Annotated in this window: 16 protein-coding genes and 1 pseudogene; 1 reads left to right on the forward strand and 16 read right to left on the reverse strand. The window is 40.0% G+C overall.

Going from position 1 to position 19,345, the window contains the following annotated elements; all coding sequences use genetic code 11:
* Positions 1-33: 33 nt before the first annotated feature.
* The 13 genes and pseudogenes from M5V91_RS20680 to M5V91_RS20745 form a co-directional block, all read right to left on the reverse strand.
* Positions 34-585 carry a DUF5381 family protein gene (locus tag M5V91_RS20680; protein WP_251175682.1) on the reverse strand — a complete coding sequence of 184 codons (552 nt, stop codon included), beginning with the start codon at positions 583-585 and terminating at the stop codon, positions 34-36.
* Positions 586-655: 70 nt separating this feature from the next.
* A pseudogene (locus tag M5V91_RS30635) lies at positions 656-1,203 on the reverse strand (DUF5381 family protein).
* Between the two features lie 112 nt (positions 1,204-1,315).
* Positions 1,316-1,867, reverse strand: coding sequence for a DUF5381 family protein (locus M5V91_RS20695; protein ID WP_026041748.1), 552 nt, complete (start codon positions 1,865-1,867; stop codon positions 1,316-1,318).
* The gene (locus M5V91_RS20700; protein WP_009336192.1) at positions 1,860-2,672 is read right to left on the reverse strand and encodes a YfjC family protein; all 813 of its coding nucleotides are present in this window, start codon (positions 2,670-2,672) and stop codon (positions 1,860-1,862) included. The genes M5V91_RS20695 and M5V91_RS20700 overlap by 8 nt, the downstream gene beginning before the upstream one ends.
* A 9-nt stretch (positions 2,673-2,681) precedes the next feature.
* The gene (locus M5V91_RS20705; RefSeq protein WP_251175683.1) at positions 2,682-3,932 is read right to left on the reverse strand and encodes a YfjB-related protein; all 1,251 of its coding nucleotides are present in this window, start codon (positions 3,930-3,932) and stop codon (positions 2,682-2,684) included.
* Positions 3,933-4,146: 214 nt separating this feature from the next.
* Complete coding sequence (locus tag M5V91_RS20710; protein WP_009336194.1) at positions 4,147-4,449, reverse strand: WXG100 family type VII secretion target; 303 nt, start codon at positions 4,447-4,449, stop codon at positions 4,147-4,149.
* 195 nt (positions 4,450-4,644) lie between these two features.
* Positions 4,645-4,977, reverse strand: a complete 333-nt coding sequence (gene essA, locus M5V91_RS20715; RefSeq protein WP_284521482.1) for a type VII secretion protein EssA — start codon at positions 4,975-4,977, stop codon at positions 4,645-4,647.
* Between the two features lie 135 nt (positions 4,978-5,112).
* On the reverse strand, positions 5,113-7,944 hold the full coding sequence (gene esaA / locus M5V91_RS20720) for a type VII secretion protein EsaA (protein WP_251175684.1): 2,832 nt from the start codon (positions 7,942-7,944) through the stop codon (positions 5,113-5,115).
* A complete protein-coding gene (gene essC / locus M5V91_RS20725; protein WP_251175685.1) occupies positions 7,941-12,413 on the reverse strand; it encodes a type VII secretion protein EssC in 4,473 nt (1,490 codons plus the stop codon). The genes esaA and essC overlap by 4 nt, the downstream gene beginning before the upstream one ends.
* A gap of 20 nt (positions 12,414-12,433) precedes the next feature.
* Positions 12,434-13,777, reverse strand: coding sequence for a type VII secretion protein EssB (gene essB, locus M5V91_RS20730; protein WP_251175686.1), 1,344 nt, complete (start codon positions 13,775-13,777; stop codon positions 12,434-12,436).
* Positions 13,778-13,791: 14 nt separating this feature from the next.
* The gene (gene yukD, locus M5V91_RS20735) at positions 13,792-14,031 is read right to left on the reverse strand and encodes an ESX secretion system protein YukD (protein ID WP_019382382.1); all 240 of its coding nucleotides are present in this window, start codon (positions 14,029-14,031) and stop codon (positions 13,792-13,794) included.
* A 177-nt stretch (positions 14,032-14,208) separates the two neighbouring features.
* Positions 14,209-14,502 (reverse strand): WXG100 family type VII secretion target, encoded by a 294-nt coding sequence (locus M5V91_RS20740; protein WP_009336200.1) that lies wholly within the window; start codon positions 14,500-14,502, stop codon positions 14,209-14,211.
* Positions 14,503-14,991: 489 nt separating this feature from the next.
* Positions 14,992-15,990, reverse strand: a complete 999-nt coding sequence (locus tag M5V91_RS20745) for an ABC transporter substrate-binding protein (RefSeq protein ID WP_019382380.1) — start codon at positions 15,988-15,990, stop codon at positions 14,992-14,994.
* 177 nt (positions 15,991-16,167) lie between these two features.
* Between M5V91_RS20745 and M5V91_RS20750 the strand changes: the two genes are divergently transcribed.
* Complete coding sequence (locus M5V91_RS20750) at positions 16,168-16,791, forward strand: DUF421 domain-containing protein (protein WP_019382379.1); 624 nt, start codon at positions 16,168-16,170, stop codon at positions 16,789-16,791.
* Positions 16,792-16,835: 44 nt separating this feature from the next.
* Here M5V91_RS20750 and M5V91_RS20755 read toward each other — a convergent pair whose 3' ends face one another.
* The 3 genes from M5V91_RS20755 to M5V91_RS20765 all read right to left on the reverse strand — a co-directional run bounded on the left by M5V91_RS20755 (position 16,836) and on the right by M5V91_RS20765 (position 19,329).
* Complete coding sequence (locus M5V91_RS20755; protein ID WP_009336203.1) at positions 16,836-18,026, reverse strand: M14 family zinc carboxypeptidase; 1,191 nt, start codon at positions 18,024-18,026, stop codon at positions 16,836-16,838.
* Positions 18,027-18,397: 371 nt separating this feature from the next.
* On the reverse strand, positions 18,398-18,598 hold the full coding sequence (locus tag M5V91_RS20760; protein WP_009336204.1) for a hypothetical protein: 201 nt from the start codon (positions 18,596-18,598) through the stop codon (positions 18,398-18,400).
* A gap of 356 nt (positions 18,599-18,954) precedes the next feature.
* Positions 18,955-19,329, reverse strand: a complete 375-nt coding sequence (locus tag M5V91_RS20765) for an immunity 22 family protein (protein WP_071158480.1) — start codon at positions 19,327-19,329, stop codon at positions 18,955-18,957.
* Positions 19,330-19,345: the final 16 nt, after the last annotated feature.

Here is a 19,345-nt window from a genome sequence, read left to right on the forward strand (position 1 = left end):
ATATCGATAGATATTAAAATATTTCTATTAATTTTACTCAATCCTATGTTCCTGCCTAACATAGTTATCTTCTTCCCTTAACTTATCCAGATCGATTTTCCGATCCCATACTTTTCTGGCATTGTCAGTCATATAAGGAAAAATGTATTGATCAACAATTACCTGAAAATCACCATCATCCAAGAGATTATAGGTGCAAATCTTTATTTTTTTATCATCGAAGGTTTCAATAACAATATCATTTATAAGGTTTAATGGATTTCTTATTAAATCAATTTTTTGAATGTTTTTTATTAAAACATGGCCTTTTGGTGCAATAACTGTACCTTTATCCCCTGGAACTATTTTCAGCAAAACCCTTCCTGGGATTAATCCAGGCAGACTCCAAAGAGTCAAATGAAGATAGAAGGGAGTTAAAACAATTCCTCCACCAAGATAGAGGAAAGAATACTTAGAGTTGAATTTCAATCCATGAATGATTAAGAAGATACACGCAAGCAAAAATCCAACTGTAGCCAAAAACATCCATACATACATGAACTTAGAACCTTTTATGATTACCGTTTCGCCTTTTTTCTGAATCATTGACAAACAATATTCACCCCTTTGAACCAAGCAAAGATACTAAAGAAGAGAGATTCCACACATAAAACCATTATTCAGCCTTTGGTCCTTGCCTCTCATAATTAGCTTGCTGCCGAAGATTCTCCAGATTTATTTTTCGATCCCAAACTTTTTTTGCATTTTCAGTCATATAAGGATATATATATTGGTCAACTATTATCTGATAGCGAAAATCACCAATCAGGTTATACGTGCGAATTTTAATTTTTTGATCATTGAATGTTTCAATAACAATATCATTAATTAAATTCAATGGATTCCTTACAAGATCAATGTTTCGTATGTCCTTAATTGGAACAATACCTTTTTTGATTTAATCACACCATTTTCTCCGGGTGTAATGGACAGCAAGATTTTACCCGGGATTAAGCCTGGTAAATTCCAAAGTGTGATATAGAGATAAAAAGGAGTGAAAATTATCCCTCCGCCAAGATAGAATAAAGAATATTTAGAGTCAAACTTCAATCCGTGAACAATTAGAAAGATACAGGCTATTAAAAAACCTACAGTAGCAAGAGACACCAAAACATACATGATGTTTGAACTCTTTATTGTTATATGATCTTTGTCTTGAACCATCGATATATAATAATCCCCCTTTAGATTTGAGACAAATAAAAGGAGTCACTTTTTTCTCTCCTTGAGAAAGCCCTCTCTTATGAGAGGACTTGTTAGACAGATTCAATTTATCTTATTCAATTTTAGGTTCTTTTCTCTCGTATCTTGCCACTTTACGAAGACGTTCAAGATCTACCTTTCGATCCCAGACCTTTTTTGCATTTTCAGTCATATATGGATAAATGTATTGATCTACAATCATTTCATAATCTAAGTCACCAAGAAGATTATATGTTCTAATTTTTATCTTTTTATCATTGAATGTTTCAATAACAATGTCATTGATTAAATTTATAGGATTTCTAACTAAATTGATATTACGAATATTACTTATAGATACCGTACCTTTTTTAGCATTAACTGTTCCTTTTTCTCCCGGGAGTATTTTAAACAAAACCTTTCCTGGCATTAATCCAGGCAGACTCCAAATAGTCAAATAAAGATAGAAGGGAGTTAATACGATTCCTCCGCCAAGATAGAGGAAAGAATATTTAGAATTAAATTTCAGTCCATGTGTAATTAAGAAGATACAAGCAAGTAAAAATCCTACTGTAGCTAAAAACATCCATACATACATGAACTTAGAACTTTTTATTAATACAGCTTCTCCTTTTTTCTCAATCATGGACAAGAGGAATTCCTCCTTGGACAGAATTGTTAAATAATAGGTTTCTAATAGATGTCTCGTCTGCCCTTTGAATATTTAAATCTAAGTTATCGTCTCTTGTAATCATCCAGAAGTCCAATTTCCCAGGAACAATAAAAATTAGGTCAATTAAATCGGGATTTTTTGCAGAGTCATATTTAAGACTAAGTAAGCTATCCATTCTTCCTTTTCTATTGGAAATATCTTTTAAAAACTCAAATGAGAATGAACCATTAACCCTATTTTCCCACTTTTGAGCAGTAGATTCAGACAACGAATCCGATTCACTCATATCACCTAGGAATTCTTCAAATTCTTCATTCTTCAAACTAAAAAGCACTTCATCCTGTAAAGGCAGCTTGCTAATATTGAAGAAACCTTTAATACTTGTTATTATATTTTCTGGTGTGGATTTGGTAATATAATGTACTTGATGGTCATGCAATAACTTATGAAGATAAACTTCCCCATTTCCAAAATGAAAAGATATGTTTTCTTCCCCTCCGAACTTTAAATCAAATCTAGAAGCTTTAACCGTCTTCTCCGCATTACTCAGAATATTAATATAAGACTTGTAGTTCTCTTTTAATCTATATTGATTATTAACCTCTACGGCCATATCTTTTGCCAGCAAAGAGCGAGCCGCAAATTCCAGCATTAACTTCAATTCGGAATCTTGAAGTGAAGGAAAATACGTTTCTTTCATAGATATTCCTTCTTCATATAATCCTTCACTATAAAATGCAAAAATTAGTTCCTCAATACTTAATTGAATGGTACTCATATTGCCTCCTTAAAAAAACGATAATTTTTTATCTAAAAACCCTTTTGCTCCATCTAATAAAGATCCAGCTGTCTCCTTAGCCTTTGACAGCCCTTTTCCAATATCTTTAATTTTCCCTACCGGATCAGACATTGTTTCTTTAATTTGTTTATTGACAATATCAATACCCTTATTTGCTGCTTCAACAGCTTTTCCAGCTTTCTCAAACCCACCTTTAAAAAACTCGACTCCATGGTGTAAAGGTTCCTTAATAAGGATAGCACCCTTTTCAGCAATTCCAGCAGTTAATTTAGCAGCTTTCTCTCCAATAATTCCACCAACGAATGAACCTGCAGCTGCACCCACAACTGTTCCAACCGGTCCAACTAAACTACCTAAAGCTCCTCCTATTACTGCACCTGTAATTGCTCCTCCTGAGATAGCTACTGTATTATTTACAGCATTACCAATCGCTTTAGCATTTTCACGCTTCAAAACATCCGGGTTATTTCCGTACTTAGCATAGTTCTCTGAAATTTTAAGCCCCATTCCTCCGACTTCCATTGCACCGGTTAAAACAACTGTACTTAATGCATTTGTTTTAGCGAATTTGGCACCAGTACTAACAAAAGATTTAAACGTAGTTGGATTAAAAGTTTTATATTTAATTTCATCAAAAAAAGCTCTGGAGCTACCCGCAAACTTCGCCACATCATCCGGTAGATATTTAGCAATTTTTCTATGAATTAAATCCGCAAGTGGTACATCTTTATACTTACTTCTCAAATATAATGGACCCAGGAACGCTCTTGCCATCGTTCCCAACTTTTTAGATTCATCAATTTTATCTGTTACCTTCTGAAGGGCCGCCATATGTTTATAGGTAAATACACCATCAGCATCCTTTATAAATTGAGTAAAGCCCAACCCGTAAAAAGCAAGCTGTTTTGTCATCAATGCTCCGAGGGCTGTTACGGCACCATATTGCTCATATAGCTTATACAACTTACCGACCAGATTATCTGCGTCAGCAAATTTATTCGCGACCATTCTCAGGTCAATCTCCATTTCACTGAGCTGCCCAACCAGCTGATTACCAGTACCCCAAGGATCCCCTACATGATAGAAGCAATGCCTATATTCCGCCGGAGCGCTGTTAATCAAATCTGCAAGCTCCATATGGAGGTTTCTGTATTCGTCTTCAACTCTGGACAAACGAGTAACCAAGTCATTTGCCAGGTCTTCCAGGCGATCTGGATTGACAGATATTTCATTTCCCATTTCAATACCTCGTTTCTTTTCGGATTAGTTCTTCTAACTAAATTAAATTAATTATTTGATACCCAACTATTAATACTTGAATTGGCAATATAAAAAGGTCTGCACATCCCGGCACCGCTTCGCCATCATATCTTTTATTCTTGTCATAAGAACCTTTTTCTTCTCTTCATTATTAGACATAAAAAACCCATCCAATCTTTACATTCTTCAATTATTATTTTTCCTTAAGCCTTGCCAATCTCTCTAATTCTCTTTGTCTTTCAATTTCTTCTCTGACTCTGTCAACTTCATTCGCAGCGCTTTCCAGTTCTCGGCTGATGTTATAAAGGTTATCAGAGTGCCTTTGGAAGAGGACACCTGCTTCTTCCAATGCGGAATCAAATTTGTCCCGGGCTTTGCCTTTCCATTCATCTGCATGGTTTTGGACACTTTGCTTTAGTTTGAATTCCTCTGTTTTAATATCATCTGAAGCTGTCTGAAATACCCTTGCCAGGGCTCTTACATGTGATGAGTTCATTTTGACACCTCATTTTAAAAGTTATTCTATCCAATAATTTAAAAGTCTCGTCAGCTGGCTATTTGGCCAGACTTTTTCATCCCTAATTCTTTATTCTATTTTTTAGAGGCCAATTATTTGAGGAGAGTTTGCTGAAGAATTTGGCTGCAGTATTTATGTACATGTCTCCAAACCGGAGACATGTACGGGAATTATTCAATTGTCGGCCTGCTTTGCCATCCTCGGTATGAGGAATCCCATAATCACACCTATGGCAATGATAAGCAGAATAATATAAAGATAGATTAATTTGTTATCTTGTTCAGTTGGAGTTTGCTCCTCCGCCTTCAAAAAGCTTTCCTGTTTAGAATCGGAAAAAAGCTGAAGCTGGTCTGCTTTTGCGGTGATGGTATTATTAGTGGTTTCACCGCCATCAAAAAGCTGATCCTTCACTTCCTTCAAAGGATCCAGGTTCTTTTTTGTAAAAGTAAGATCCTTTTGTTCTTCGGGGATCTCTTTTTTATTTTCATAAAGCGATTTTTCATGCAAGTAATCGGTATTCTCTTTGAATTCCTTTTTTCATAGGTATTCGGAGTTAAGTTATCAAAATCAGGGGTCGCCCCGGCTGATTGGCCAGCTATCAGCCAAATCGCCGGGATCAACAGAATGATTTTAATAAATCTTTTAAGCTTCATAAGCCTGATCCTCATCCCTTTTTGTACGCAGGTCTTTTATCGACCGGACTGCAAATGGAATGATGGCAAGGAAGGCTATGATGCCAAGCAGTATGAGAATAGCCGGAACAAACAGTGATTGCGAATCATACTGGATGGACATATATACCTTGGACATTGGATCTTCATAGTTAATATTCGGTGCTGTAAGAGCCAGGAACGGACTAATGAAGAAGGCAATGAGACCAACGCTCAAAATCCATCCTGCCAGATTGCCGATCTTGAATCCTGCCAGCACAATGGCTGAAGCCGCAGTCAGCAGCAATATGGTGAATATCGTCCACTCAATAGCCCGATCCTGTTCCATTGAGTAAATATTAAGGCCAAATATGCTGATAATCAGACCAACAATAAGATTCAGCAGTACAAACATGGAAGCATGGACAAGCATCGGCGCATTTTTGAAATAATGGCTGAAGTATCCGATCATTAAGCTGCTGAGCAGAACAATGGCCAACACAACAACCGGCGGCAGCTTGCTTTCTTCTTTCTTTGCAGCTGTTTCTCCGCTGATTTGAAGCGGATTGGATAATTGTTCGTATACCGGGCCATTCTTTTGGCCATTCACATAGGTATTACCAAGAAGGTTGTAAATATCATCCCGGAACATCTGAGTCGTCTCTACGTTCGAGCCCCACTTGGAATTCAGTGTATCTGCATCCTGCTGGACACTTTGCACCTTTTGCTCAAGCTCACTTGTATAGGACACGATATTGCTTTGGTTCTCCCCGATAGACCCAACAAGATCATTAATCATCAGCATTCTTTGGCTGATTCCTTCCTGTTTGACCATCACAGAAGTACCGTCGATGCTATCTACAGGAACTGGTGTATTCGTTGATGATGTTTGAATTTGCTCTCTTACTGAATTGGCATTCTCTTGGAGAGCGTTTAAATCTGTCTCGATTGCTGCTTGCTGTTCTTTAATTTTTTTATTGTAATCTGTGAAGAATGCAGTAAACTGACCTTCGAGGTCTGTCAGCTTTTGCTGAGATGATGGTATTGCTGTGTTCAGGTTATCCCACACCTTTTGTTCTTCCTCATTCACAGCTACTATAGAATTTAATTTCTGTACAAGCTCTTCCACCTTTTCAGGATTTTGACTGTACGAATTTTTTATTAAATCTTCATACTGAATAAGTGAGGCATAATACTCCATCATTTTTACAGGTTTAGTATTCGTAATTTCATTATTAAAAGCAGCTAAGTTAAAACCGAGTTCTATGATTTGCTGTTCTTTCTCCTCTATAAGATTGATCATAGAAGAGAAACTCATTGAAGCCCCAAGCTGATCTAAGAGGCTATTCTTTTCTTCCTCTAAACTTTTATAAGCTGCATCCAGGTTGGTAAGGTCTTCAATTAATTTGGCATTTACTTTCTGAAGTTCCTCAACTATTTTTTGCAGCGGGTTTTCTCCAGAATCCTTCGCTGCCAGTTTTTGCTCTACTGCTATTAGGCGCTGGGATAAAGCAGGTAACACAGTCAAAGCAGAAACAACTTGTTCCGGCTTGGTACCTTCTATCGTCTCTAAAGATGTTTTCAAATTTGTAATCTCTTTTTCAACGCTTAAAATTTCATTTCTTTCCTCTTCCATACCAAGTAAAGATGGGGCTTCTAAACTGGCCGCTGTTATAGAATTAGCTTTGGCTCCCCCAGGATTTTTGTTAGATGCTGTTCCTGATCCTGCACCTGGATTTCCCGGTTGTTGTCCATTGGATAGTTCCCCTTTCAATAACCCGATATTTTCAGCTGCTTTATTGAATGAAGCTGCTTCTTGTTCTTGAAAATATGTTTTTAAAGCATTCATTTGTCGACCTACCTGATCGTTACGGATAGCCGATAAATCACCAAACACTTCACTATTCTCCTCAAGCTGCTTTTCCACACTATCAATCCCGCCAGCCAATTCCTGATTCCCCTTATTCAATACACTAAGTGCCTCAGAATAAGTTGGCTGCTGTTTTCCCGCAACAGCTTGAATATTGACTACATTTTCATCCTGCATTTTTTGAAGGATATTTTGCTGATTATCCTGGTATTCTTTATACTGATCTACAAACTGTACAAACGAGCCAAGGTTCTCTTCAAATTGGCTGAGGTTGTTTTCACCCTCAGTAGTGCTTTCGGCAGTAGTCTTCACTGTCGATTGAATGCTCTCCAGCATATTGCGCTGCTGTTCAATTTCCTCTGCCAGGTTCTTTGAACTAGGCTTATAGAAAGCGAGCATTGCATTCTGGAAGTCTATTTCTTTTTGTAAAATGGTATCGAACTGGGATTTCACATTTTCAAGGTCCTGGGATACATAGGTCCAATACAATGTTGAAATCTTTCCATTAACACGGTTGGTGGCAGTCTGGATCTCACGCAGAACCTTTTCCCGGTTCAGTGAGTTCAGCTGGTTCTGCACCGTATATTCAAAACTTGCTTTTTCAGGCTGCTTGCTTTCATAGGACATGATGTTCTTTGAAAAGTTGGATGGAATATAAACGACTGCGTCATACTTGGTATTTTTCAACCCATTCTCTGCAGCACTCCTGCCAATGACGGTCCATTCATACTGTGAGCCGTCCTGCAGAATCGATGTAATTTCCTCTCCAAAATCAAGTGACTTCTCTTCCTTGTCAGCGCCTGTATCTTCATTAACAACAGCTATGGTTCTTGTGGCATTCTCCCTGACTAGCAGAGGATTATCGCCAATGGAGCCAAAAAAGATGGCTGGCGCGGCGATAATCAGAAGCATCACCAAAACCATTTTCACGATGTATTTTGTTTTGGCTGTCATGCTAAGACCTTCCTTTCAGTGGCACATAAAGGAATTTGAATTTTTAATTCCTTTCCGTTTATAACGTAATAACCATATCCCGGCTGGATCTCTGCCTCTTTCCGGTCGTATGGAAGGGTAAACAGCGTCTGCTCCGATTTCTTCATCAGAACGATCGCCTGGCGGATCTGTTTGATTTCTGCTGTTAAGGAATCGTATCCTTTTGTCAGTTCATTATTGCTGCCCGTAACGATGACACTAAAGCCCAGATGGCTGCCGTTTTTCATCAGCCTTGCCATTCTTTCCTGCAGACTGTTATCTAATGTCTGCGCAAAACGGGAGTATCCATCCACAGCCAGTACGATTGGCGAAAACTCTATATCGGTCTTGCCATGCTGGATTGCGTTTAGATATTCTTTTTCCCTGAGGGATAATTGTTCTTCCACCTGTGCTGCCCAATCGCTGATCTGTTCCTTTGTCTCGATATAAACCGACTTTTCCTCGCTGGCATAGGATGATAATCCTCTGTCAAAGGAATCGAAAATACCGACGGACTCTGCATCCTGAACAAGCATGTGATTGATCATGAGCTTAAGAACATTTGTCTTTCCTTTTTGGGCCTGCCCCAGGATGATGCAGTGTTTCGTTTTATTGAAGTTCGCATATACAGGTTTTACAGATTCCTCATCAAGGCCAACAGGCACAAGTCCCGGCTGAACAGCTCCATTAGTGTAGCGGGTAAAGTTAATCGTATTAAGCTCTGCTGGAAGCATCGGCACCTCTTCAGGCAGCCTGCAGTCCTTGTATTTCTCTTTCAGTTCCTGGATGTCTTCCCGGATGGCTTCTATAATCTCAAAATCATCCTTGCCATCTGCCGGCAAGAATACCTGTGAGAAATATGCCTCTTCCATTTTAATAATGGCTCTTCCCGGTATAGGCTCAGGTGCGAACGGAACCCTTCCCAGTACGGAGTATGCCTCGCTGCTGTCCATCAAATAATGGACAACCTTCGTTTTAAGGTTGTTCATAAGCGACTGTCTGATCGAATTGATCCGCGTCGCAGCAAAAATCATATAAATGCCGAGTGACTGTCCGTCCCTGGCAATCTGATTGATTTGTGTTTCAAGCTCCTGCATTTCTTCTTTTACTAAATCAAAGTTATCAAATGTGATATATACGAGCGGCAATTTCTCGCTGCTCATCGAATTGTACATCTTAATTCCGCTGACTTCCTGCTGCTGAAACAATAGCTTTCTGCGGGCAATTTCATCCTTGATCAGATTCATGAACTTTTCAATTTTACGTTCTTCATCCATCAGGAAGAAGTCGGCCGTATGCGGCAGCTGTCTTAGCGGAAGAAGTGAGCCATTTCCAAAATCAAAAATATAATAATGGGCTTCTTCCGGAGTTCGCTTTTCGGCAATGCTGAGAAGCATTGTCATAATCGTATGGGATTTTCCATAACCTGAGGAGCCAAATACCCCCACATTACCATCCTCTATGATTTGATAGCTCAATGGATACTGGCTCTGCTTCTCAGGCTCATCCACCATCCCTAAATGAATCTCATGATTCTCTTCAGCGCGGTGGAGCTTCCTGCTTAAACGCCCTTCAAGAGGCGGAAGCCACGGACTTCTAAGCTTTTTAATGCCCATCGAAGACTGTGCTGCTTCAATTTCCTCCACCACTGCTTCAATTTCTGTTTTTCCGCCTTTTTTCTTTCCTTGGCGTGAATTAACATCCGATAATGGCACAAGGCCCAAGTCGGTTACGATTGCAATTTCATCCTCTGTCTCTGAGGAGTCATCCAAATAAGGCGCCCCGCTCCATGCAGATTGGAAGAGCTCATAGACTTCATTATTGCCGACTTGCAGGTAGCCGCGTCCGGTTACGGTAATAGCTGCTGCATCTCCGTTTTTGATGATCTCCCGACTGTCATCTGTGTCCTGAACCTTTAAAGCTACCCGGAAACGGGCATTGCTCCAGATCTGTTCATCAATGACACCGCCTGGCTTTTGGGTTGCCAGAATTAAATGCACCCCCAGGCTTCGCCCAATTCGTGCAGCACTGACAAGCTCCCTGATGAATTCTGGCTCTTCACTCTTAAGCTCTGCAAACTCATCGGAAATTAAAAACAAATGCGGCAGCGGTTCCTTTGCCATCTTGTTTTTATAAAGGTCTGTGTAATCATTGATGTGATTCACCTGGTATTGATCAAAAAGCCTCTGCCGTCTTTTCAATTCACTTTTGATTGAGGCTAGCGCTCTTGAACTGAAGTTTTTGCTTCCTTCAATATTCGTAATGGTTCCAAGAAGATGCGGCATGTTCTTAAACGGCTGAGCCATTCCCCCGCCTTTGTAGTCAATCAGCAGGAAAGCGACCTCATGTGGATGGAAGTGAACTGCAAGTGAAAGAATATAGGTCTGCAGGAATTCACTCTTACCCGATCCCGTTGTCCCAGCCAGCAGTCCGTGCGGGCCATGCGCCTTTTCATGAAGATTCAAAAGCGACAGATCTTCCTTTCCTTTTAAGCCAATTGGTACCGCCAATGATCTGGAAGACTCTTTTGTAAGCCAATTCTGCTTGATTGGAAGTTTTCCCACTTCCTTTACTTTCATCATTTCCAGGAACGAAACGCTATTTGGAATGGAATTGGTCATTCCAACCTGATGATCAAGCGTTCTTAACAGACGGGAAAATTCCTCATTTCCCTTCTTCTGATGAGCATCGAGCCTAAATGGGATGCTCACGGCCTTTTTGTCCTGAATCAGAATGTCTCCTTCTTCCTGATTGACATATCTGACAAGTGTTTGAATATTATCATGCAGGCTTTCCTTTGAATCAGCTGCAGTAATAACGGAGATCCCCATGTTGGAGTGGTCGCCCTCCAAATACTCCAGAATCACATGATCTGCAATCAGCTGCTGGTTAGTAATGATAAACACCAGATGCGGAGAATACACCTGCTTTTCCTTATTTTCATCCAAATCCCTTTCCCGCAGGATTTCATAAATGGAAGATAACAGCTGATCCCTCGTTTGTTCGTTATATATCAGCCCTTTTGCATGTGCATGCGGCATCTGGAAATGCGGAAGCCATTTCAGCCATTCCCATTTCTTATATTCCTTTTCATTAAAAATAAATACAAACCGTACATCATGATAGCTGTGGAAAAACGCCAGCTGTCCAATGATCTGGTGTATCTCATTCTTAACAACCGACTCTTTTCCGATCAGTCCGATTGGCCCCTTAGCAAGGTCAGCCACGACTGGCACATTTCTAACTTCCTTATAAACTTTTTCCATCTGCTGTGACTGTTCAAGCAGGTCATCAATTTCACGGTTAGCCATATCCCCAGAGCTGACCTTAACTTCATAACTCGCTGGCACATTACCGGTTCCAAGCCTGAACTGCAGAAAATCAAAACTCGCAAGGGGTCTTTCCCAAATCCGGTCGGATATATGGCTTGTGAAGTATTTCATTTTCTCAAAAGAGGGAAAGTGGAATTCCAGAACATGCCTCTGCTGGTCAGACAGTGCCTGCAGCTCTTTCCTCTTCTCTTCCAGATAGGCAGTATACACTCGATGTCTGCGCTCTTTCCGCTTCTTTTGATTGCTTTTATCCTTAAAGTACTGAACGGTAGATGTGACTAACGTGGTCATGAACATGACCATTGAAATGATAATAAAAATTCCTCTTGGCTGAATCAGAGCCACGATGCCCATCACGATCAGCATAATCAGCGGCGGCATAATGATCATCCATAACCCCCGATTGGAATCATCAGGCTCCTGTGACGGGAAGGATAGAGAAACTTTCTCATCCGGCATCTCATAGATCATTCTGGGCGTTCGGCGATAGAGCGGATATTTCTTTGCCATCTCTGATTGCGGCCTGATGGTAATCGGAAGCTTAGATTCATAGCTTTCAATGCTGTCGATCTGGAATAGATCCTCTTCTTGTATTCGAATAGACATAAATGGGAAGAACAGCACATCCCCGATTTCAAGAAAAATTCTCTCTACGGCTCTTTTTCCGTTTACATAGAGCTGTCCTGACTGTGGTTCTGCCATCCAGCCGTTATTTGTTTTAATCAGTTCGAAGGAATGGCTTGCATCCATTAAAATGCCGTTCTTTTTATAAATCGATGCTTCTGGGTTTTCCGAGGAAAATTCTATTTGCTTTTGATAGCCAGAATAGTAGGTCTGGCTATTCATATTTTCAGAGGTTACGATTATCGTCAGGGTCTTCCCTTCATCATTTAGCTGGAAGGGTTCCCCGTCATTTAGCTTTCCGAGAACTGACTCATTTTGCCTCACTTCATAGGAGCTGTCGTGCCTTTCTATTGACACAGCCCCTTTTGTGAAAGGGAAATCCCTTATTGTCACCAGCTGTTCAAGCTCTGGGCCTATGGTGATCGTGCTGCTATTTTCAAATGGCATAGACAGCTGCTGGCAGTAATCGCTGTAAAACAACCATAACTGTTCCATCTCTCCACCTCCTGTCTATCTTAATTTGGTTTTGTCTTTGCTGCCTCTTCCTGCTTTTCGGCTGGCTTTTCAGCAGATGTTTCAGCTGCCTTTGAATCTGCAGGCTTTTGCTCTTCTGCAGCCTTCTGTTCAGGCTCTTGTTTTACAGCCTGCTCATTATCACTGCTGTTACTTTGCTCTTCCTGAAGACGCTTCTCCTCTTCCTCCTGAGCTTTCTGTTCCTCTATATACTCATCAATCTCAGCTTGAATTTCGTCAATTTTCTGCTGTTTTTCATCAGATTCAAGACTATCATCTACTTTGATAACTTCCCGGTATTTAATCAATGCAAATAGAATTAATTCTCTATCCTCAAGATCCCGTGAGATATCGAGAGCTTCCTTAGCATCTCCCCTCCCAATATGAATCCAGTAATGATAGTAAAGAGGATCTGTCTGCAGGGTGATGGTATTTTGGACATTCTCTTTCTGGTCTTCCGTCAATGCTTCATTTATTATGTAAGACTGCGCAAGTTCGTATTGCACGACTCGCGGCATCTGATCAATATCATAATTGGATAATTCAGAAACGACTTCACTATATTGGCTTTTCAAGAAGTGTTCCTGGCTATTAATAAATGCTGCCTGTTTAGGCTGTGTAAAGAAAAGGGAATATAGACTGAAAGCAAGGAAAGGCAATAAAGCAATCAGCAGACCCCAAGCAGAATACCTTGTGGCTTTCCATTTTTTCTGCGGAACCTTAACATATTCCTTATCTTTCTTTTCAAGCATTTCAATATTAGTCCGGATGACTTCTGACAATTCATTTTCATCCTTGGCTTTGATCACACTAGCCGCTGCAGGCGACAGTTCAATGGTTTCATGGAGTCTAAGGTAATCCCGGAAGGAATGCTTTCCATCTACAGCAGCTGCAACGGTCGCTTTCAATTCCATCCAGAGTTTTTCATGATTGGCTTCATAAGGCGGAAGGCTTTCTTTCACACCATAGTGAAGCAAATGCGGCGACAGGCTTTCATCAGCCACTAAATTTTCCGGACAAACAATGAGATGCAGTCTGGTATATGGATGACTTTTCACAAGCTTGAGGAGCTGTGAAGAAAAGATCCATCTGCTTCTTTGGTCTTTCTTTTTTAATTTGGAAAAGGTTAAATAATTTGAGGGAATTTGCAGGACGAGGCGCAGTTCATCCTCTGTTAAATGGACATCCCTTTTTATAGCTGAATCCATAGCTTTGAGCAATTCCAATTCCGCAGCAGCATCAGCTTTTATTTTCTCTCTTTGAAAAAGAATGGTAAGGGATTGATGATCTGTTTCGACAACCGCTTCAAGCTGCTCTTCAAGGTAGGTTTGACTCTTTTCTGACATTTTTTAATGCTCCTTTATAAAATTTCGAAACGGTCCCCAGTGGTAATCCCCTTTTCTGCCAGCTTATCGTTTCCTGACAGAATCATTTGCTTGTTAGGAATTCTGACCCAATAGCCTTCCCGGGGCGGCTGAGGAATCGACTTAGCTTGCCAAACAATATCAACTACTTTTTTAACAGAGTGATAGTTAGATAGACGGAGATCAAAAGGTTCAACTTCATAATTTTTCAGATCAATTGTTAATTCTATGTACATATTCAACACCCCACTAGAAAAGCGCAAGCGCCTCGATCACCCTCGACACCTCGAGGGGGTAGGCGCTGGAGCTAGACAAATTACCAAAGTGAAAATTTGCTAATTTAGTACAAAAAAAGAGCGCTTTTCATCTGATGAATGTAGCGCTCCTTCTCCACTTTATTGATTCAGATGAAATTAGCCGCGGATTTGGCCAGCAATCTGGTTATCAGCATCCTCAAGAGCTCTTGCAGTATTATTAAGCTGAACAGAGATATCCTCTAATAATTGCTGCATTTGAACAAATGAAGGTCTTAAAGATTGGTATTGTTCAGCAAACGCTCTGCTTGCTTCCCCTTCCCATGCACCTTCCAGTTCACGAATCATATTATCCAAACGGACAATCTGATCCCCAACCTGGCTGCTTTCTCCATTATAACGGTTAGACATGCCTACTAATTCTGCTGGTGTAACGCGAATAACTCCTGACATTCAAATCTCTCCTTTTCAATAGGTTACTATTATTGTAAAAATACACAATTAAAAGGTCAATTACTTACTTGCAAAAAATAACAAAACAGTTATTTATACCCACCAATACCCAATTTCGAGATACTTAAACCAAAATTGGTATTTTTTTCATAGGTTTTTTCTAATTTTTTGTTATTCACTCATTTTAAAATTCAAATTTTCTACCTTTTTATTACTATCATGGCAGTCAAAACTCGTCAAATCGCTTGAGTGGCCTTGTCGAATTATGTCTGTGGTTTTATTCCTATTAATCTATAAACCCCCAATTGTATTTTATAGGCAGAATTACCTTATTATTTATATTTTAATTAAACTTTGTTGAGCCCTTTTTTTCCTAAAATCACCCTTCCGGCTTTTGTAGTTCTTTTGAATCATTTTCAAGAAAAAATTTCCGTGTTCTTAAAGCAAAAAAAAGATACAGCTGAATCGCTGTATCTTTTAACAACCTATTTATTCCTCAACCACCTTAGCATCCTTCAGCATTTCATCCGTTAAAGCGACTCCCTGCTCCTCAGCTGCTTTTTTGTTAATCACCAGCTCAAGACTTTCAGGGTAGCCAACAGGAATCTCACCAGGCTTTTTGCCTTCAAGGATATCAACGGCCATTTGGCCAGTAGAGTATCCAAGATCATGATACTCAAAACCATAGGAAGCAAATCCGCCCCGTTTAACCGAATCGCTTTCTCCAACAAATGCTGGAATGTCTTTCTCATTGGCTACGTTCAGCACAGATTCAAGGGCAGATACAACTGTATTGTCCTTAGGGATGTAGAACACGTCAGCACGGCCGACTAAGGATTCTGCAGCCTGCTTTACCTCGGAGCTTGTTGAAATAGTCGTTTCAACCGCTTCAAGTCCTGCTGCCTCGATGGCTTCTTTCGCATGCTTAACATTTACTACTGAGTTTGGCTCCCCATCATTGTAGATGATGCCGACCTTCTTGGCTTCCGGTACAAATGTATTAATGGAGTCAATCGTTTTTTTGATGGCATCCGGATGTGTATCAGATGTACCCGTTGCATTCCCGCCTGGCTTTTCCATGCTTTCCACAAGCTCAGCACCAACAGGATCAGTGATGGCTGTAAAAAGGATTGGAATATCCTTTGTGGATTGCACAACTGATTGTGCACTGGCAGTCGCGATAGCAAGAATCAAATCATTCTTGTCCGCTACCAGGTTCTGGGCAATGGACATATTATTGTTCATATCCCCCTGGGCGTTTTGGAAGTCGATTTTAAGATTTTTTCCTTCTTCATAACCAGCATCTTTCAATGCGGCAATAAATCCCTCTCTCGCAGAATCCAATGATGGGTGCTCCACAATTTGCGTGATCCCGATTTTTACGGTTTTCTTTTCTGACGATTCCCCGCTGGTTTCCTCATTTCCTGATCCACAGGCAGCCAGCATTAATAATGCGCTGCTTGCTAGGATGGCTAACATTTTCTTCATCCAAATATCCCCCCGACAGTCATTCAGTTTTTAAAATTTTTATAATATTTTGATATTAACACGTTTAATAAGTAGGTAACAATAGCTAATCCCACTTTTTGTTAGATAAATTGACATTAACAGTTTTAGAAGGCTCTATTTGCGAAAGACTATAATAAAATATAGGGAGGGATGAGATTGGAATTCGATTGGATTTGGAACTCAATCCTTGTCGTCATCGGGGGCACCCTGTTATTAAGGATCGCTGGCAGAAAGTCTATTTCACAGATGACATTAGCTCAGGTAGTAATCATGATTGGCATCGGTTCACTATTAATTGAACCGGTTTCAGGGGAAAGCATTTGGACTACTCTTGCAGTAGGACTCATCCTTGTACTCACCCTAGTTGTCATGGAATATGCACAAATGAAATCAGACAAATTTGAGAAGTTTATCACTGGGCAATCCAAAATTATCATAGAAGATGGAAAATTAAATGAACAGAATCTGAGAAAACTCCGGTTTACTGTGGACCAGCTTGAAATGAAGCTGCGTCAGCATAATGTTGCAGTTATCAGCGATGTAAGATGGGCAACCCTGGAGGCGAACGGACAAGTGGGCTATGAATTAAAAGAAGAAGCCCAGCCTGTAACGAAAAAGGAATTCCTTCAGCTGCAGGCTGATGTCCAGCAGCTGATTCATTTACTGGAACCCGCCTTTGCCAAGGGCTTCTCTGTCCATATGGTTCCTGAAAACGAAGAGGATATTTTTACAGAAGTCGCAGAAGAAACGACTGATAGTGTACCAGATCGACTGCAGTAAGAATGAAGCTGATTCCCATTGGGACTCAGCTTCTTTTGACTATGTTAACGAATTGGCACCCTGTTAGGGATTTCATTATATTCATCCGGATTCAAATCATACACACTGCCATCTGCCACACCATTGATAATCCCCATGACACCTGTTTCTACTGTCTTAACCAGCTGACCTTTCATCTTTTGTCCATAGTTATGTGTCTGCCCTTTTACCTCAAATAGGACAACCCCGCTGCCGTTCAAGGCAAAGGAGCCCAAGGCAGTTCCAGGCAAGTCTAACTCCTGGTCATATAAAGAAATATTGGTAAACACTGAATTTCCTTTTTCCTGAAGTGCATCATAAAGGGCGACGTTTAACTGGCGTGAAAAATCAAAGCGGTAATTCTCCGCATATTGGCTATATTTTGCACCCTCCGCAGAACTTGGATCCGGAACAAAGTCTGCTGAAATGGACATTGTTACATCTTCATCTGTTCCTTCAATCTTATAGAAATTCTGGTGATGAAGATCTAAAAAGACTTCAACATGACCAAATTCCTCTTGAAGACTCTTATAAACATCCCGGACTGTTTGCGATTCAGGCGTAATATACCAGCCTGGAGTGCTTGAATTGCCAGGGAAGTCCTCCGCCTTCGGAACATAATTTAAATCCGGGTTAAAGTCACGGTTTACATCGAATCCTGGTGCTGCAGAATAGTCGTCCCCCTGAAGGCTGCGTGTGTAATAATTCCAGGTGGGCTGTGCATTATGTAATTGAGGAAACTGTTCCTGAACCTCTTCCCAGGTCATTACATTGCCGCGCCTGTCCAATTCGGAACCATCGGCATTCATCATCGGGATTGCGACAATCGTTAATTCTTCTCTAATCCTTTTCGCATCTGCTGATTGACTTGACCCCAAATATTGAAGAATATTCAGCAACGCGACAGTGCCGGTCTTTTCATTGCCATGAATTTCGCTCTGCACTAGTACCACTTTATCTCCATGGCCTACACGTGCTGTAAAGATATCTCTCCCCTGATTCGTTTTTCCCGCAGATTCAACCTGAACCAGGCCGTTCGATGATTTTTCAATTTGAGTTAACTTTCTCTTTAATTCTTCATAATCAACAAAACCATTAATTGATACATTTTCTTCTGTCACAGGCTTTGCGCCCTCAGCAAAGCCGACTTGGGGTACGAGAATCGCTGCTGCCAGTGCTGCTGAACTAAGTACTTTCCATAATGATTTCTTCTTCATTTTTAAGCCTCCTCTGATCTATTAATTCGATATCCGAATTATTTCTATCATGCCTTTTTAATAGGAGGATGTAAATCTGCTAAAAGAATTAATATTCTGAATAATAAATATCCTACATTTTCCTTATTAGTTAAGACTTTCATCATATATGAAGAGTCACTCAAATATATTCTTAGGAAAATTCATTAGCCGTTACACAAACTTGTGTTATTAATCTGATTCATTTTCTGCCTTATCAAGCATCTCAGCCACGGCATGCCGCCGGCCATCCTCATTTTCATAATAAACCTATTATTCCTCCTGAATTCAGCAGGTAAATCATTGCCGAATTCAAAAGGGAAAGCCCCTTTATGAGCTTCCCCTGATATTTATTAATAAGGGTATCCAAATCCTGGTCCACAGCAAGGTCGCGGGTAATAAAGCGGCGGCGGTGGAGGATACCAATAATATGGACGCGGGTAGAATAAAGCAGTGCCCAATAAACCTCCTGCTAACCCGCCTAAAAAGGGCAGACCAAAGAATCCAAAAAACCGCTGATCCTGCGGCTGATAGGGGCCTCTGTAAGGGTACATCCGTTCATACCTCCATTTCCTCTATATATGGCTTACACTATTTTTATATGCGTGAAAATGGGTTTGGCTTGGGCAAATTCATTACATATGGAGGGGGAATGTTTGGGACATATTAAACGAAAAACCTTGAAAGGCATAGCCGATTCAAGGTTCAAAAAAATATATTATATTTTTAGAAATCCCAACTACTTCACCTGGTGATTTATTAATAATGCTTCTTTATTGGATTGCCTACAATGCCTTACTGAATATATTCTTTTTCCGTATAATAAAGCATTACTTAAAGAATAGTAATATCTGTGTCTTATCCATCAACTTCGTCTATTCTTCATTCTTAATACTTATTAAGCTTTGTTTTACTCATAATTTGTAGCGGCAATAAAGTCAAAAGCATCAGTTGAAGTAATTTCATTGTTATACTCAAAATTATATATCAGGATTACGGCATTATATGAATTTTTAAGGTCTATACTTTTCTTGATTTTTGGGATAATAATTTCTTCATACGAACACCCATCTAATAATGTCGAAATATCACTACTGCTATTCTTATAAACTACTTTCTCTATAGTATCCTCATCTGTTTCATCCATATCAATATTAAAATCGATAAAAAATTTGGATGGGACAGACTCACCATCCTCATCATAGGTTAAATCTACATACTTTTCTATAGAGTCTTCTTCTTTAATATTACCTAACCAAATAGAAACCCATCCTTGTTTTTCCATTATAGTATCCTCCTAT

It is taken from the genome of Cytobacillus pseudoceanisediminis (assembly GCF_023516215.1).
Classification (GTDB): domain Bacteria; phylum Bacillota; class Bacilli; order Bacillales; family Cytobacillaceae; genus Cytobacillus; species Cytobacillus pseudoceanisediminis.

Bases quoted from the DNA above. Each gene is read 5' to 3' on its own strand.
- essB (WP_251175686.1), bottom strand. From the start codon at position 13,777: ATGTCAGAAAAGAGTCAAACCTACCTTGAAGAGCAGCTTGAAGCGGTT.
- M5V91_RS20760 (WP_009336204.1), bottom strand. From the start codon at position 18,598: ATGTACCCTTACAGAGGCCCCTATCAGCCGCAGGATCAGCGGTTTTTT.
- yukD (WP_019382382.1), bottom strand. From the start codon at position 14,031: ATGTACATAGAATTAACAATTGATCTGAAAAATTATGAAGTTGAACCT.
- M5V91_RS20765 (WP_071158480.1), bottom strand. From the start codon at position 19,329: ATGGAAAAACAAGGATGGGTTTCTATTTGGTTAGGTAATATTAAAGAA.
- M5V91_RS20705 (WP_251175683.1), bottom strand. From the start codon at position 3,932: ATGGGAAATGAAATATCTGTCAATCCAGATCGCCTGGAAGACCTGGCA.
- M5V91_RS20740 (WP_009336200.1), bottom strand. From the start codon at position 14,502: ATGTCAGGAGTTATTCGCGTTACACCAGCAGAATTAGTAGGCATGTCT.
- M5V91_RS20710 (WP_009336194.1), bottom strand. From the start codon at position 4,449: ATGAACTCATCACATGTAAGAGCCCTGGCAAGGGTATTTCAGACAGCT.
- M5V91_RS20700 (WP_009336192.1), bottom strand. From the start codon at position 2,672: ATGAGTACCATTCAATTAAGTATTGAGGAACTAATTTTTGCATTTTAT.
- M5V91_RS20745 (WP_019382380.1), bottom strand. From the start codon at position 15,990: ATGAAGAAAATGTTAGCCATCCTAGCAAGCAGCGCATTATTAATGCTG.
- essC (WP_251175685.1), bottom strand. From the start codon at position 12,413: ATGGAACAGTTATGGTTGTTTTACAGCGATTACTGCCAGCAGCTGTCT.
- M5V91_RS20755 (WP_009336203.1), bottom strand. From the start codon at position 18,026: ATGAAGAAGAAATCATTATGGAAAGTACTTAGTTCAGCAGCACTGGCA.
- M5V91_RS20695 (WP_026041748.1), bottom strand. From the start codon at position 1,867: ATGATTGAGAAAAAAGGAGAAGCTGTATTAATAAAAAGTTCTAAGTTC.
- M5V91_RS20680 (WP_251175682.1), bottom strand. From the start codon at position 585: ATGATTCAGAAAAAAGGCGAAACGGTAATCATAAAAGGTTCTAAGTTC.
- esaA (WP_251175684.1), bottom strand. From the start codon at position 7,944: ATGACAGCCAAAACAAAATACATCGTGAAAATGGTTTTGGTGATGCTT.